16 protein-coding genes are annotated in these 12,654 nt (G+C 67.3%); 9 read left to right on the top strand and 7 right to left on the bottom strand.

Annotated features, from left to right (window positions below; genetic code table 11):
• Positions 1–444: 444 nt before the first annotated feature.
• Together HBE64_RS02620 and HBE64_RS02625 are read right to left on the bottom strand one after the other, a co-directional pair.
• Positions 445–1,266 carry a mycofactocin-coupled SDR family oxidoreductase gene (locus HBE64_RS02620; RefSeq protein WP_167097518.1) on the bottom strand — a complete coding sequence of 274 codons (822 nt, stop codon included), beginning with the start codon at positions 1,264–1,266 and terminating at the stop codon, positions 445–447.
• A 40-nt stretch (positions 1,267–1,306) separates the two neighbouring features.
• Positions 1,307–2,068, bottom strand: coding sequence for an amidohydrolase family protein (locus tag HBE64_RS02625; protein ID WP_243841473.1), 762 nt, complete (start codon positions 2,066–2,068; stop codon positions 1,307–1,309).
• 68 nt (positions 2,069–2,136) lie between these two features.
• Here HBE64_RS02625 and HBE64_RS02630 point away from each other — a divergent pair, with 68 nt between their 5' ends.
• Together HBE64_RS02630 and HBE64_RS02635 are read left to right on the top strand one after the other, a co-directional pair.
• Positions 2,137–2,334: a ferredoxin gene (locus HBE64_RS02630; protein ID WP_167097520.1), complete on the top strand. Its 198-nt coding sequence runs from the start codon at positions 2,137–2,139 to the stop codon at positions 2,332–2,334.
• Between the two features lie 52 nt (positions 2,335–2,386).
• Entirely contained in the window at positions 2,387–3,241 is an 855-nt protein-coding gene (locus HBE64_RS02635; protein WP_167108535.1) for a mycofactocin-coupled SDR family oxidoreductase, read from the top strand.
• 3 nt (positions 3,242–3,244) lie between these two features.
• On the opposite strand, the gene HBE64_RS02640 is transcribed toward HBE64_RS02635, so the two are convergent.
• A complete protein-coding gene (locus tag HBE64_RS02640; RefSeq protein ID WP_167097522.1) occupies positions 3,245–3,874 on the bottom strand; it encodes a hypothetical protein in 630 nt (209 codons plus the stop codon).
• A 51-nt stretch (positions 3,875–3,925) separates the two neighbouring features.
• Here HBE64_RS02640 and HBE64_RS02645 point away from each other — a divergent pair, with 51 nt between their 5' ends.
• Both HBE64_RS02645 and HBE64_RS02650 read left to right on the top strand, forming a co-directional pair.
• Entirely contained in the window at positions 3,926–4,819 is an 894-nt protein-coding gene (locus HBE64_RS02645) for a phosphoribosylaminoimidazolesuccinocarboxamide synthase (protein WP_167097524.1), read from the top strand.
• The gene (locus HBE64_RS02650; protein ID WP_167097526.1) at positions 4,816–6,921 is read left to right on the top strand and encodes a S9 family peptidase; all 2,106 of its coding nucleotides are present in this window, start codon (positions 4,816–4,818) and stop codon (positions 6,919–6,921) included. The genes HBE64_RS02645 and HBE64_RS02650 overlap by 4 nt, the downstream gene beginning before the upstream one ends.
• A 6-nt stretch (positions 6,922–6,927) precedes the next feature.
• On the opposite strand, the gene HBE64_RS02655 is transcribed toward HBE64_RS02650, so the two are convergent.
• Positions 6,928–7,818 (bottom strand): alpha/beta fold hydrolase, encoded by an 891-nt coding sequence (locus HBE64_RS02655; RefSeq protein ID WP_167097528.1) that lies wholly within the window; start codon positions 7,816–7,818, stop codon positions 6,928–6,930.
• A 107-nt stretch (positions 7,819–7,925) separates the two neighbouring features.
• On the opposite strand from HBE64_RS02655, the gene HBE64_RS02660 reads away from it, so the two are divergent.
• Both HBE64_RS02660 and HBE64_RS02665 read left to right on the top strand, forming a co-directional pair.
• The gene (locus tag HBE64_RS02660; RefSeq protein WP_167097530.1) at positions 7,926–8,414 is read left to right on the top strand and encodes a glutathione peroxidase; all 489 of its coding nucleotides are present in this window, start codon (positions 7,926–7,928) and stop codon (positions 8,412–8,414) included.
• 68 nt (positions 8,415–8,482) lie between these two features.
• A complete protein-coding gene (locus HBE64_RS02665; protein ID WP_167097532.1) occupies positions 8,483–9,187 on the top strand; it encodes a DUF2334 domain-containing protein in 705 nt (234 codons plus the stop codon).
• Here HBE64_RS02665 and HBE64_RS02670 read toward each other — a convergent pair.
• From HBE64_RS02670 to HBE64_RS02680, 3 genes are all read right to left on the bottom strand, one after another.
• Positions 9,176–9,982: an SDR family oxidoreductase gene (locus HBE64_RS02670; protein ID WP_167097534.1), complete on the bottom strand. Its 807-nt coding sequence runs from the start codon at positions 9,980–9,982 to the stop codon at positions 9,176–9,178. The two genes, HBE64_RS02665 and HBE64_RS02670, sit on opposite strands and share 12 nt — an antisense overlap.
• A complete protein-coding gene (locus HBE64_RS02675) occupies positions 9,979–10,275 on the bottom strand; it encodes a hypothetical protein (RefSeq protein WP_167097536.1) in 297 nt (98 codons plus the stop codon). Before HBE64_RS02675 ends, HBE64_RS02670 begins: the two co-directional genes overlap by 4 nt.
• A 79-nt stretch (positions 10,276–10,354) precedes the next feature.
• Complete coding sequence (locus HBE64_RS02680; protein ID WP_167097538.1) at positions 10,355–10,993, bottom strand: MBL fold metallo-hydrolase; 639 nt, start codon at positions 10,991–10,993, stop codon at positions 10,355–10,357.
• Between HBE64_RS02680 and HBE64_RS02685 the strand changes: the two genes are divergently transcribed.
• From HBE64_RS02685 to purQ, 3 genes are read left to right on the top strand one after another with little or no spacing between them, the layout of a single operon-like run.
• Positions 10,970–11,680, top strand: coding sequence for an ATPase (locus HBE64_RS02685; protein ID WP_208300552.1), 711 nt, complete (start codon positions 10,970–10,972; stop codon positions 11,678–11,680). The genes HBE64_RS02680 and HBE64_RS02685 overlap by 24 nt on opposite strands.
• Before the next feature lie 52 nt (positions 11,681–11,732).
• Positions 11,733–11,972 (top strand): phosphoribosylformylglycinamidine synthase subunit PurS, encoded by a 240-nt coding sequence (gene purS, locus HBE64_RS02690; protein ID WP_167097542.1) that lies wholly within the window; start codon positions 11,733–11,735, stop codon positions 11,970–11,972.
• A complete protein-coding gene (gene purQ, locus HBE64_RS02695; RefSeq protein WP_167097544.1) occupies positions 11,969–12,640 on the top strand; it encodes a phosphoribosylformylglycinamidine synthase subunit PurQ in 672 nt (223 codons plus the stop codon). Before purS ends, purQ begins: the two co-directional genes overlap by 4 nt.
• Positions 12,641–12,654: the final 14 nt, after the last annotated feature.

Consider the following 12,654-nt stretch of genomic DNA (forward strand, 5'->3'; position numbering starts at 1 on the left):
GACGAGCCCGCCGAACCTGTATCAGCCCACGCGGTGACCGGTACCGAGGCGATCCCGATTCCGACCCCCAACGCCACTGCCAACGCCCCGACCCGACCTACATACCAGGCAGACCGCGAAACCCCACCAACATCCGGACCAGTAGCGCGCACCAAAGGACCCCGTTCAGGACGCAGCACGCGTACTCGGCGCGCACAGTTGTTAATTCTGCAAAAACTATCCAACCAACGCGTTACTTTCGCTCGGTTTGCGCGAAAGCTCGTCGTGAAGTTCATCTACTTCGCACGGACGAGCCAAGCCTCCGGCCTTACCACAGCTAAACACCCATCACACGCGGAACGGTTCTGTTGTCGGGCCGATTCACAGGCCGCTCGACTGCAACCACTTAAGGTTTGCTCACCAAACTCCGGGCACTCTTTCGCGTGTGGCCGGGAGGAATCGTCCCTACATGACCGCGTGGCCGGCGTCGACCGGCAACGTCACACCCGTGACGTTGCGAGCCTTGGAGCTGACCAGCCACATGATGGCATTGGTGACGTCCTCGGATTCCACATAGGGAACCGGAAGCAGGTTGGCGGACAGTGCCGATGCGTTGGGGTTCTCCCGGATCCGCTTCGCGACGAACTCGTTCATGATCATCGGCGTCGCCACACCTGTCGGATGCACCGAATTGACCCGGATCTTGTGCTGCGCATAGGCATTCGCTGCAGAGCGCATCAGACCCACGACGCCATGCTTGGCCGCGGCATACGCGAACATCGCTGCGCTGCCGTCGCCGCCCCGGCCGACCAGCCCCTGCGCGGAGCTGGTCAACACGATCGACCCGCCCTGACCCTTGCGGATGATCGATGGCACGGTCGCCACGATGGTGTGCCAGACACCGGTCAGGTTGGTGTCGACGATGTCCTTGTACAGCTGTGCATCCAGCGGGTCCTTGATTCCGATCGCGACCACCCCGGCGTTGGCGATGACGATGTCGACCTCACCGAGCTGGTCGATCCCGCTTTGCACTCCCGCCGTCAGAGCATCGAGGTCGCGCACGTCGGCGATGACCGGAACCGCTCGGCGGCCGAGGGCCTCGATCGCGGCCACCGTCTCGTCCAGATCGGCCTTGGTGCCCAGGGGATAGGGGATCGACTCGATGTCGGCGCAGCGGTCGATCGCAATGATGTCGGCACCCTCGGCGGCCAGCGCCACCGCATGACTTCGACCTTGACCGCGGGCCGCGCCGGTGATCACTGCGACGCTGCCGGTGAGCTCTGCCATCTGCGGACCCTAACAGCGACCGGGACGAGCCTTCTAACGATCAGCGAATGAGTCGGTAGAGACGGCGGGCGTTGTCGGCAAGCACCGCACCCGCATTCTCGCAACCGACGGCGTCGGCCACCCGGTCGATATCGCTGTCCTGGAACGGTGTCGCGGCCCGGGTCGACGGAAGATCACTTCCGAACACCAAACCGGAGGGATTAGTCCGAATAATGTTGCGCATCAACGACTCCGGATCATCGATCGACATCCGGCCGAACCCGGTCGCCTTGACAACAGCCCCCGCCTCGACGAGCCGCAGCAGGGCCCCGGTGCCGTCCTCGGACATGCCGAGATGGTCGATGCTGATCTGTGGAAGCGAGGCGAGTATCGGCTCGAGCTCACCGAGATCGGTGGCATCGAGATAGAACTCCGAATGCCAGCCCGCCACCTCGTTAACGCGGCGTCCCAGCGTGTCGACGTCGGCCAGGGACGCTGATCCGCCCCGATAGAGATTGAATCGAACCGCACGCACACCGGCCGCATCCAGCCCGAGTATCTCCGCGTCGCTGACCTCGGCGGGTAACTGTGTAACACCCACGAATGACGGCCCCAGTTGTCTCAGAGCGTCTTTCAGGTAGCTCTGGTCGAAGGCTTGAAATGACCCGCTGACTACGGCACCGCCGCTGACCGGCAGCGTGGCGACCCGCGTGAGATAGTCGCCGATTGTGAACGGCCCGGGCAGATAACCGTTGTTGGCGATCAGCGGGAAACGTGGGTCGACGATGTGGAAGTGTGCGTCGAATACGTCATGGTCGGCCACGCTGCCCATTCCACACCCGTCAGCCGTTTTCGGCACGTGTCGCTGATGATGGCGGATACCGTGTCAAGATGCGTGTGCATCTCGACAAGGCGAAGTGCGTGGGGCACGCCCAGTGCTACGCGGTGGATCCGGAACTCTTCCCGATCGACGACAACGGCTATTCGATCCTCGAGGATCGCGAGGTGGCGCCTAGCGACGAGGCAACCACCCGGGCCGGAGTGGCGGCATGCCCCGAGCTCGCGCTCACGCTGGAAACTGACAGCTAGCGGCAAACCGCCCACCCAATCGGTTGCCATGACCGAGGATGCGGTCATGACCATGGGACGAGTACAGGGAAAAGTCGCTCTGGTGACCGGTGCAGCCCGTGGGCAGGGCCGAAGCCACGCGGTCAAGCTGGCCGAAGAGGGCGCCGACGTGATCCTCTTCGACATCTGCCGAGACATCGAGACCAACGGCTACCCGTTGGCCACACCCCATGACCTCGAAGAGGCAGGGCTGGAAGTCGAGAAGACGGGCCGGCGGGCGGTCACCGCTGAAGTCGACGTCCGCGATCGGGCGGCGGTGGCCACCGAACTGGCCAATGCGGTGGCCGAACTCGGTGGCAGCCTGGACATCGTCGTCGCCAACGCCGGCATCTGCCCGCTGGGAGACGGGCTGCCGATCACCGCGTTCGCCGACGCCTTCGACGTCGACTTCATCGGTGTGGTCAACACCGTGCACGTCGCGCTGCCGTACCTCAAAGCGGGCGCCTCGATCATCACCACTGGCTCCATCGCCGCGCTGATCGCCGACAGCCAGCCTGTCGGCGCAGGCGGTCCCGGCGGTCCCGGCGGCGCGGGCTACAGCTACGCCAAACAGCTCGTGGACTCCTACACCAAGCACCTCGCCGGGCAGCTGGCGCCAATGTCGATCCGGGCCAACGTGATTCACCCGACCAACTGCAACACCAACATGCTCAACAGCGACCCGATGTACAAGCAGTTCCGGCCCGATCTTCAGAACCCCACCCGCGACGACGCCCTGCTGGTGTTCCCCGCCATGCAGGCCATGCCGGTTCCCTACGTCGAGCCCGAGGACATCTCCCAGGTGGTGTGCTTTCTGGCCTCCGACGAGTCGCGCTACATCACCGGCAGCCAGTTCAAGGTCGACGCCGGCGCGATGCTCAAGTTCTAGCGGTCAGCCTTGCCAGTACCGCGGCGGCCCGACGCCCGCCGACCGCAGCTCGAGGGCGGCAAGCCCCCGGATCGCCGTCGGGTCGTCGTGGCGCCACGCCCCTACCGGGTCGAGGCTGATCTCGGTGAGCTTGCGCAACGGACGGTTGGCCAGGGCCCGCAGCGCCAGCAGTTGCACCCCGGCGTTCGTTCTGGCCAGCGCGACCACCGTCAGCTTGCGCCGGAAGAACCGGATCCGCAGGAACAGCCACGGCATGCCGACCGCCAGGATCGGCGGGGCGGCGACGGCGATCGCCAGCAGCACCGCCAGCCACGCCGCGGTGGTGTCCAACTCGTGGCCCGCCCCGGCCAGGTCGAGCGCCGCCTCGCTGGCCGCGCGCAGCGGCTTGGACATCGTGTCGCCGATCAGCGGGACACCGTGCACGCTGTCGCCGGCCGAATGCAGATTGTCCGACAGCCCGGTGGCGCTGTCGTTGACCTGGCGCCCGACGCTGGAGATGGTCGCGATGGCCGAGTGCACACCCAGACCCACCGTGACCCACAGGACCGCCCACAGGACGACCAGCAGGTCGGTGACCAACTGCACCAGCAGTCGACCCGGGGTGGTGGCATAGGGCAGATACCGCGATCTCATGGCTCGATCCCAGCACAGTCGCGTCCGCTCAGCGGCCGATAGGCTGACCCGATGCGCCCCGCTCTGAGCGACTATCAGCATCTGGCCAGCGGCAAGGTACGCGAGATCTACCGCATCGACGACGAGCACCTGCTCTTCGTCGCCAGCGACCGGATCTCGGCCTTCGACTACATCCTCGACAGCCTCATCCCCGACAAGGGCCGCATCCTCACCGCGATGAGCGTCTTCTTCTTCGACTACATCGACGCGCCCAACCATCTGGCAGGCCCGCCTGACGACCCGCGCATCCCCGGCGAGGTGCTGGGCCGTGCACTGGTGGTCCGGCGGTTGGAGATGGTGCCCGTCGAGTGCGTCGCCCGCGGCTACCTCACCGGATCGGGCCTGCTGGACTACCAGCGCACCGGATCGGTCTGCGGCATCCCGCTGCCGCCGGGCCTCGGCGAGGCCAGCAAGTTCGAGACCCCGCTGTTCACCCCGGCGACCAAGGCCGAGTTCGGCGAACACGACGAGAACATCTCGTTCGCTCAGGTCATCGAACTCGTGGGCGCGGTGCGGGCCAACCAGCTCGAGGAGCGGACGCTGCAGATCTACACCCAGGCCGCCGACCACGCCCTGACCAAAGGCATCATCATCGCCGACACCAAGTTCGAGTTCGGCGTCGACGCCGACGACCGGGTGGTGCTGGCCGACGAAGTGTTCACCCCAGACTCCTCGCGGTACTGGCCCGCCGACACCTACACCCAAGGTGTGGTGCAGCCGAGCTTCGACAAGCAGTTCGTCCGCAACTGGCTCACCGGGCCGGAGTCGGGCTGGGACCGCTACGGATCGGTACCCCCGCCGCCACTTCCCGACGACATCATCGAGGCCACCCGGGCCCGTTATATCGAAGCCTACGAACGAATTTCGGGACTCTCGTTCGCCGACTGGATCGGACCCACCGTATGAACCCGCCCGTCGCCAAGCGCGTCGACACCCGCCGCGTCCACCACGACGACGTCTTCGTCGACCCCTACGAGTGGTTGCGGGAGAAGTCCGATCCCGAGGTCATCGCCCACCTCGAGGCCGAAAACGAGTATGCCGACCAGGCAACCGAGTATCTGGAACCGCTGCGGCAGAAGATCTTCGACGAGATCAAGTCCCGAACCAAGGAGACCGACCTCTCGGTACCGACCCGCCGGGGCGACTGGTGGTACTACGGGCGGAGCTTCGAGGGCAAGCAGTACGGGGTGCACTGCCGGTGCCCGCTGTCCGATCCGGACGACTGGACCCCGCCGGTGTTCGACGAGCACACCGACATCCCCGGCGAGCAGATACTGCTCGACGAGAACGCGCTTGCCGAAGGGCACGACTTCTTCGCGCTCGGCGCCAGCAGTGTGAGCCTGGACGGCAACCTGCTGGCGTACTCCGTCGACGTCGTGGGTGACGAGCGATACACACTGCGGTTCAAGGACTTACGCACCGACAAGCTCTACCCCGATGAGATCGCCGGCATCTCCTCCGGCGTGACATGGGCGGCGGACAACGGATGCGTGTACTACACGACCGTGGACGACGCCTGGCGGCCCGACACCGTGTGGCGGCACCGTCTGGGTTCGGCTGAGCCCGACGAGCAGGTGTTCCACGAGCCCGACGAACGGTTCTGGATCGGGGTCGGCCGCACCCGCAGCAACAAGTACGTGATGATCGCCGCCGGATCGGCGATCACCTCCGAGGTGTTCGTCGCAGACGCCGCCGACCCGGCAGCACCGTTCGTCTCGATCCTGCCGCGCCGTGACGGCGTCGAGTACTCGGTGGAACACGCCGTGGTCGACGGCGAGGACCGCTTCCTGATCCTGCACAACGACGGTGCCGTCAACTTCACCCTCGTGGAGGCGCCGGTCGCCGATCCGACCGCCCAGCGCACCCTGATCGCCGCACGCGACGACGTCAGGCTCGACGGTGTCGACGCGTTCGGCGATCACCTCGTCGTCAGCTATCGCCGGGAAGCGTTGCCGCGCATCCAGTTGTGGCCCATCGGCCCCGACGGCTACGGAACGCCCGAGGAGATCACCTTCGACTCGGAACTGACCTCGGCCGGCCTGGCAGGCAACCCCAACTGGATCGCGCCGAAGCTTCGGGTGGGCACCACATCCTTCATCACGCCGCTGCGGATCTACGACCTTGACCTGGCCACCGGTGAGCGCACCCTACTGCGCGAGCAACCGGTCCTGGGTGGCTACCGCCGCGAGGACTACGTCGAACGCCGGGACTGGGCCGTCGCCGCCGACGGCACCCGGGTGCCCATCTCCCTGGTGTACCGCGCCGGTATCGAATTCCCCGCTCCCACAGTCCTGTACGGGTACGGCGCCTACGAGTCCTCCGAGGACCCGCGATTCTCGGTGGCCCGGCTGTCGCTGCTCGACCGGGGGATGGTGTTCGCCATCGCCCACATCCGCGGCGGCGGGGAGATGGGGCGGCTGTGGTACGAGCGCGGCAAGCTGCTGGAGAAGCGCAACACCTTCACCGACTTCATCGCTGTCGCCGAGCATCTGATCGACAGCGGTCTGACCCGGCCGCAGAACCTCGTCGCTCTCGGCGGCAGCGCCGGCGGCCTGCTGATGGGCGCGGTCGCCAACCTCGCACCGCACCTGTTCGCCGGAATCCTCGCCCAGGTGCCGTTCGTCGATCCCCTCACCAGCATCCTGGACCCGTCGCTGCCACTGACCGTGACGGAGTGGGACGAGTGGGGAAACCCGTTGGAGTACAAGGACGTCTACTTCTACATGAAGTCCTACTCGCCGTATGAGAACGTCGAGGCCAAAGACTATCCGGCCATCCTGGCGATGACGTCGCTCAACGACACCCGGGTGCTCTACGTCGAACCGGCCAAATGGGTTGCCGCACTGCGACACACGAAGACCGACGGCCATCCGGTGCTGCTCAAGACCCAGATGACCGCAGGCCACGGCGGAATCAGCGGCCGCTACGAGCGGTGGAAAGAGGCGGCGTTCCAGTACTCCTGGCTGCTGGCCACCGCCGACAGCGAGCACTACGGGAAGCAGGCCTAGGGGCGCTCAGCCGTCGAGCAGCGCCAGCCGGGAACGCACCCGGCGATCCAGGAAGTCCCAGAGCACCTGCTCGAAGACCGCGTTGTCGTCACCGGCGACCATGTGGTGCGCGTCGGCCACCGACGCGAACTCGGCATGCGGAACGAGGTGCAGAAACCGCACCGAGTCCTCGATGCTGAGAACGTCGGACTTACCGCCCCGAACCAGCAGGGTGGGAATCCGCAAGGTGCCCGCCGCCGCCCCGAGCCACGCCGGGTCGGTCAAGGTGTTGCGTTGCACCGCTTGATCTTCCGGTGAAGCGAGGAAGGCCGGATCCCAGTGCCAGTACCACCGGCCGTCGATCTCGCGAAGGTTGCGCTTGAGGCCGTCGAGACTCTTCGGCCGGGGCCGGTGCGACAGGTAGGCCGCGACGTAGTCCCCGGCCTCTTCCAGCGATGCGAAGCCCTCCTTGGCGCGCCCCATCATGAAGTCACGAATCCTGCTGGTCCCCTTGGGCTGCAGGAACGGCGAGACATCGACCAGGACCAGGCCGAGCGCGAGGTCGGGCCGCAACCCCAGCGCGGCCAGCGACGAGATGCCGCCCAGGGAGGCCCCCACCAGCACAGGCGGGCGCCCGAGGAACTCGGTGATCCGGACGACGTCGTCGGCGAAGCGGTCCAGGGAGTAGACGCCGTCGGGGGACCAGCCACTGTCACCATGCCCGCGCAGGTCGACGGTCAACGCGTACCAGTTCTGCGTGCCGAGGTCGGCGGCGGTCTTCGTCCAGGAGTGCCGGGTCTGACCGCCCCCGTGCAGCAGCACCACCGGGTGATCGGCCGGGTCACCGTAGGCATCGGCGCACAGCTCGAGATCCGCGGCCGGGATACGACGCTGGCGGGCCGGGGAAGTCTGCGTCACTGAATCACTCCGTCGATGTCGTGGAAATGCCCTCTCTTCAGTAGCAGACGATGTGGCAGGCGCGACCGGCGGGGCGGGTGGGCCTCCGGCCGGGTACGGTCACCGTCATGGCCCTGACTGATATCCCGCTGACCACGCTCGACGGCACGCCGACCTCGCTGGGCGACTACGCCGATCGCGCCATCCTGCTGGTCAACGTCGCTTCCAAGTGCGGTCTCACCCCGCAGTACGGTGCCCTCGAGCAGCTGGCCCGCGACTACGCCGACCGAGGCCTGACCGTGATCGGGGTGCCGTGCAACCAGTTCATGGGCCAGGAACCCGGCACCCCCGAGGAGATCGCCACCTTCTGCTCGACGACCTACGGGGTGACCTTCCCGCTGCTGGCCAAGACCGACGTCAACGGCGAGGACCGTCACCCGCTGTACGCCGAACTGACCAAGACCGCCGACGCCGAAGGTCAGGCCGGCGACATCCAGTGGAACTTCGAGAAGTTCCTGATCGCCCCTGGCGGCGAGGTGGTCGCCCGGTTCCGTCCGCGCACCGAACCGGATGCAACCGAGGTGGTCGCCGCGATCGAAGCGGTCCTGCCGAACTGATCCGGATGGTCGTCTGACATCTCGATGGACGACACCATGTGGACACCTGGAGTTGTCAGAATCCACACATGGCTGGACGACTCATCGTGTCGGTGTCCGGAATCTGCGAGCGCACGCTCGGCGATGTCGACGAGTTCTGCTCGGTGCTCGACAGCCAGGGCGTACCGGTGTCGCTGCTGGTGGCGCCCCGGCTCAAAGACGGCTACCGGCTGGAAGCCGACCCCGTGACGGTCGACTGGCTGGCGCGCCGCCGGGCCGCCGGCGACGCGGTGGTACTGCACGGCTTCGACGAGGCCGCGACCAAGAAACGCCGGGGCGAATTCGCCACGCTGCCCGCCCACGAGGCCAACCTGCGCCTGATGGGTGCCGACCGGGTGCTCGAGCACGTCGGGCTTAGGACCAGGCTGTTCGCCGCACCCGGCTGGACGGTGTCGTCGGGAACGGTGACTGCGTTGCCGCGCAACGGGTTTCGCATGCTGGCCGACCTCCATGGCATGACCGACCTGGTGAGCGGATCGACCGTGCGGGGCCGGGTGCTCGGTATCGGTGAAGGGTTCCTGTCCGAGCCGTGGTGGTGCCGGACGTTGGTGCTGTCCGCCGAGCGGACGGCGCGGCGCGGCGGTCTGGTCCGGGTCGGCGTCGCGGCGCGGCAACTGCGCAAGCCCGGACCTCGGCAGGCCATGCTCGACGTCGTCAACCTCGCCCTGATGCACGGCTGCGCACCGGCGGTCTACCGGTGGGAACGTGACCAGCCGGCATCGTCAGCGGCTTGAACCCGACCCCGAAGCGGTCGTCGCGATCCCGCCGTCGACCGGGATGATCGCCCCGTTCACATAGGAACCCGCGCGGCTCGCCAGGAAGATCGCGATACCGGCCATGTCGTCGTCACGGCCGATGCGGCGCATCGGAGCCGCGGCGGCGATCGCCTCACCGAAGGCATCCAGCGTGGCGGCCATCATCTTCGACGGGAACGGCCCGGGCGCCACCGCATTGACGGTGATGTGTTGCGGGCCAAGTTCTTTCGCCAACACCCGGGTGAGCTGGTGCAGGGCGGCCTTACTTGCCGAGTAGGAGTAGGTCGGCAGGACCGGCACGTGGATGCCGTCGATGCTGCCGATATTGATCACCCGCGCGGGGTCGTCTTGGGTGCCGGCCTTGCGCAGCGCGGGTACCAACTCCTGCACCATCCAGAACGGCGACTTCACGTTCAGGTCGAGCACCCTGTCCCACCCTGATGCCGGAAACGTCTCCAGCGGCTCGCCCCACGTCGCCCCGGCGTTGTTGACCAGGATGTGCAGCGCGTCGGTGTCGGCGAGCACCCCGGCGGCCAGCCGCTTGCACTCCTGCTGCTGGGACAGGTCCGCCGGAATGCCCCGCACGTCCCCGAACGCCGACAACGCCTCGACCGCCTGCTCGCAGGCATCGGGTTTGCGGGAGCTGACGATGACCCGCGCCCCCGCTTGCAGCAGGCCGCGGGCGATCATCATGCCGATTCCGCGGGTGCCGCCGGTCACCAGCGCCGTCTTCCCCGACAGGCCGAACAACTCGGTCAGATCTGCAGCGCTCATGTTTCCTCAATTCCGTTCGGCGGCAGGCCGAGAAGCCTCTGCCGCTCAGCATCCTGTTGGGCGCGAAGGGCTTTCATGTCGTAGCGGGGATCGCCGGCCAGGTCGAAGACAGCCCGCTGCCCGGCGCTGTCCCAGATCACCGGTACGACGTCACCCGGCCCGGGTTTGAGACCCATCACCGTGAAGGTATCGGTGATCTCGATTCGTGCCGGTTCGCCGTTACCCGGATGGACATCGACGACGAAGTCGTACTTGCGGTAGTCGTTGGTCGCGATCTTATTGGCCTGCTGCACATGCAGAACCGTTGCCGTACAACGCTCGCCACGCCGCTGCAGCCGCCACCTGTCGAACATCGCCCGCACAGCCCGTCCTCTAGAACCGCACCGAGTTCTCCTCGGGCAGCACCCGGAAGTCAGTGTCGGTCATCTCCGTGAGTCGACCGTAGTAGATGCCGCGAGCCTCCGGGGCGACGACGCCCTGGTGGATCGGAACGGCATGTTCGGGGGCCACGGCACGCAGGTAGTCGACCGCCTCGGAGATCTTCATCCACGGCGCGGCCGCCGGGGTGGCCAGCACGTCCACCGGCTCGCCGGGGACGAACAACGCGTCACCGGGGTGCATCAGCCGGGCCGGGTGCTCGTCATCGCCGACGAGATAGGAGATGTTGTCGATGATCGGTATCTCGGGATGGATGACGGCATGTCGGCCACCCACCCCGCGGATGGTCAGGCCGTCGACGGCCAGCTCGTCGCCGACGTGCACCGCCTGCCACCGTCCGCCGAGCTCGGCAGCGGTGGCCGGGTCGGCGTAGAGCGCGGCACCCGGGTTGGCCTCCACCAGCGCGGGCAGCCGCTCCCGGTCGGCGTGGTCGGGGTGCTGATGGGTGATCAGGATCGCCGACAGACCGGTCACACCCTCGAAGCCGTGCGAGAAGTTGCCCGGATCGAACAACAGCGTGGCGCCGCCGAGCTCGGCGAGAAGGCATGAATGGCCGAAATGCGTCAATTCCATGCTTACGATTGTGCGCTTAGGGGAGGCGTCACTATGCGGATGGTCCTGGCTGTCGTGCTGGTGGCCTGCGGGCTGGCCGTCGCGTCCCCGGCTGCCGCCGAACCGGAGACCTGTCCGCCTGCCTGTGATCGCATCCCCGACTCAGCCTGGATCCCGCCGTGGGCGATTCCGCTCAACGCCCGCTACGTGTGGCCGCGGCTGCCCGGCCTGGCTGTCACCGCCGTCTCGCCGCGATTCCGGTTCGAGGAACTGTGCGCCAGCCCACCGGTGCCCGCCGACCCCCGCTCCTACGCCGTCGCCGAGCGGGCCACCGTCGTCAACCCCGACGGCCAGTGGCAGTTGCAGGCCCAGGTAGTGCACTGGCGTGGGGAGACCTGGCGGGGCGGACCGCTGGCCGAGGACACCTTCAACACCGCCGTCGCCGTGTTGCGGGCCTGTCAGCGCACCAACCCGGCGCAGTCGCCGTCGGTGACCATTCTCGAGCCCGACCGGATGGCGGCCGTGGTCAGCGGGCCGACGATCCTGCACCTGTACCTGGTGGCCAACCCGGCCAACAGCACGATCACCGAACTGTCGCTGTGGTCGAGCGCCCCACCGCAGACCGCGTGGCCCTCGCTGGACGACGAAACCGTGCTCGACACCCTCGCCGCGCCGCTCTGCACCGCCTATATCGGGTCGTGTCCGTAGCGCGCCGGTACAGTTGAGCCGCACCGTTCACCGACGTCAGCGAGGAGCTTCCGTGCCCCGGGTGGTAGTCAATGTGATGCCCAAGGCCGAGATTCTGGACCCGCAGGGCCAGGCCATCGTCGGCGCGCTGGGCCGGCTCGGGCACGCCGGCATCTCAGATGTCCGGCAGGGCAAGCGATTCGAGCTCGAAGTAGACGACTCGGTCAGCGACGCGCAGCTCGCCGAGATCGCCGAGTCACTGCTCGCCAACACCGTGATCGAGGACTGGTCGGTCACCCGGGAGAAGCCGTGAGCGCGCGCGTCGGGGTCATCACCTTCCCCGGAACGCTCGACGACGTCGACGCCGCCCGCGCGGTGCGGTTGGCCGGCGCCGAGGCCGTCAGTCTCTGGCACGCCGACGCCGACCTCAAGGGCGTCGACGCCGTCGTCGTCCCCGGTGGTTTCTCCTACGGCGACTACCTGCGCTGCGGGGCCATCGCCAAGTTCGCCCCGGTCATGGGTGAGGTGGTGGCCGCGGCCGGCCGCGGGATGCCCGTCCTTGGCATCTGCAACGGCTTTCAGGTGCTGTGCGAGGCGGGCCTGCTGCCCGGGGCGCTGACCCGCAACGCCGGACTGCACTTCGTGTGCCGCGACGTCTGGCTCAAGGTCGACTCCATCACCACGGCCTGGACGTCGCGCTACGAGTGGGGTGCCGAACTGCTGGTGCCGCTGAAGTCCGGCGAAGGCCGCTACGTGGCCAGCGAGGCCGTGCTCGACGAGCTGGAGGGGGAGGGGCGCGTGGTGTTCCGCTACGCCGACAACCCCAACGGCTCGATGCGCGACATCGCGGGCATCAGCTCGGCCAACGGGCGCGTCGTCGGCTTGATGCCACATCCCGAACACGCGACCGAAGCGCTGACCGGGCCATCCGACGACGGCCTCGGCCTGTTCTACTCCGCGCTGGACGCCGTCCTGGTCTAGGCCTCCGTCGCCCG

The organism is Mycobacterium sp. DL592, assembly GCF_011694515.1.
In the GTDB taxonomy this organism is placed as follows: domain Bacteria; phylum Actinomycetota; class Actinomycetes; order Mycobacteriales; family Mycobacteriaceae; genus Mycobacterium.

Coding starts and splice junctions, on each gene's coding strand:
- HBE64_RS02640 (WP_167097522.1), bottom strand. CDS start 3,874: ATGAGATCGCGGTATCTGCCCTATGCCACCACCCCGGGTCGACTGCTG.
- HBE64_RS02670 (WP_167097534.1), bottom strand. CDS start 9,982: ATGAGCGCTGCAGATCTGACCGAGTTGTTCGGCCTGTCGGGGAAGACG.
- HBE64_RS02635 (WP_167108535.1), top strand. CDS start 2,387: ATGGGACGAGTACAGGGAAAAGTCGCTCTGGTGACCGGTGCAGCCCGT.
- HBE64_RS02660 (WP_167097530.1), top strand. CDS start 7,926: ATGGCCCTGACTGATATCCCGCTGACCACGCTCGACGGCACGCCGACC.
- HBE64_RS02685 (WP_208300552.1), top strand. CDS start 10,970: ATGGCCGAAATGCGTCAATTCCATGCTTACGATTGTGCGCTTAGGGGA.
- HBE64_RS02630 (WP_167097520.1), top strand. CDS start 2,137: ATGCGTGTGCATCTCGACAAGGCGAAGTGCGTGGGGCACGCCCAGTGC.
- HBE64_RS02620 (WP_167097518.1), bottom strand. CDS start 1,266: ATGGCAGAGCTCACCGGCAGCGTCGCAGTGATCACCGGCGCGGCCCGC.
- HBE64_RS02680 (WP_167097538.1), bottom strand. CDS start 10,993: ATGGAATTGACGCATTTCGGCCATTCATGCCTTCTCGCCGAGCTCGGC.
- HBE64_RS02645 (WP_167097524.1), top strand. CDS start 3,926: ATGCGCCCCGCTCTGAGCGACTATCAGCATCTGGCCAGCGGCAAGGTA.
- HBE64_RS02650 (WP_167097526.1), top strand. CDS start 4,816: ATGAACCCGCCCGTCGCCAAGCGCGTCGACACCCGCCGCGTCCACCAC.
- HBE64_RS02665 (WP_167097532.1), top strand. CDS start 8,483: ATGGCTGGACGACTCATCGTGTCGGTGTCCGGAATCTGCGAGCGCACG.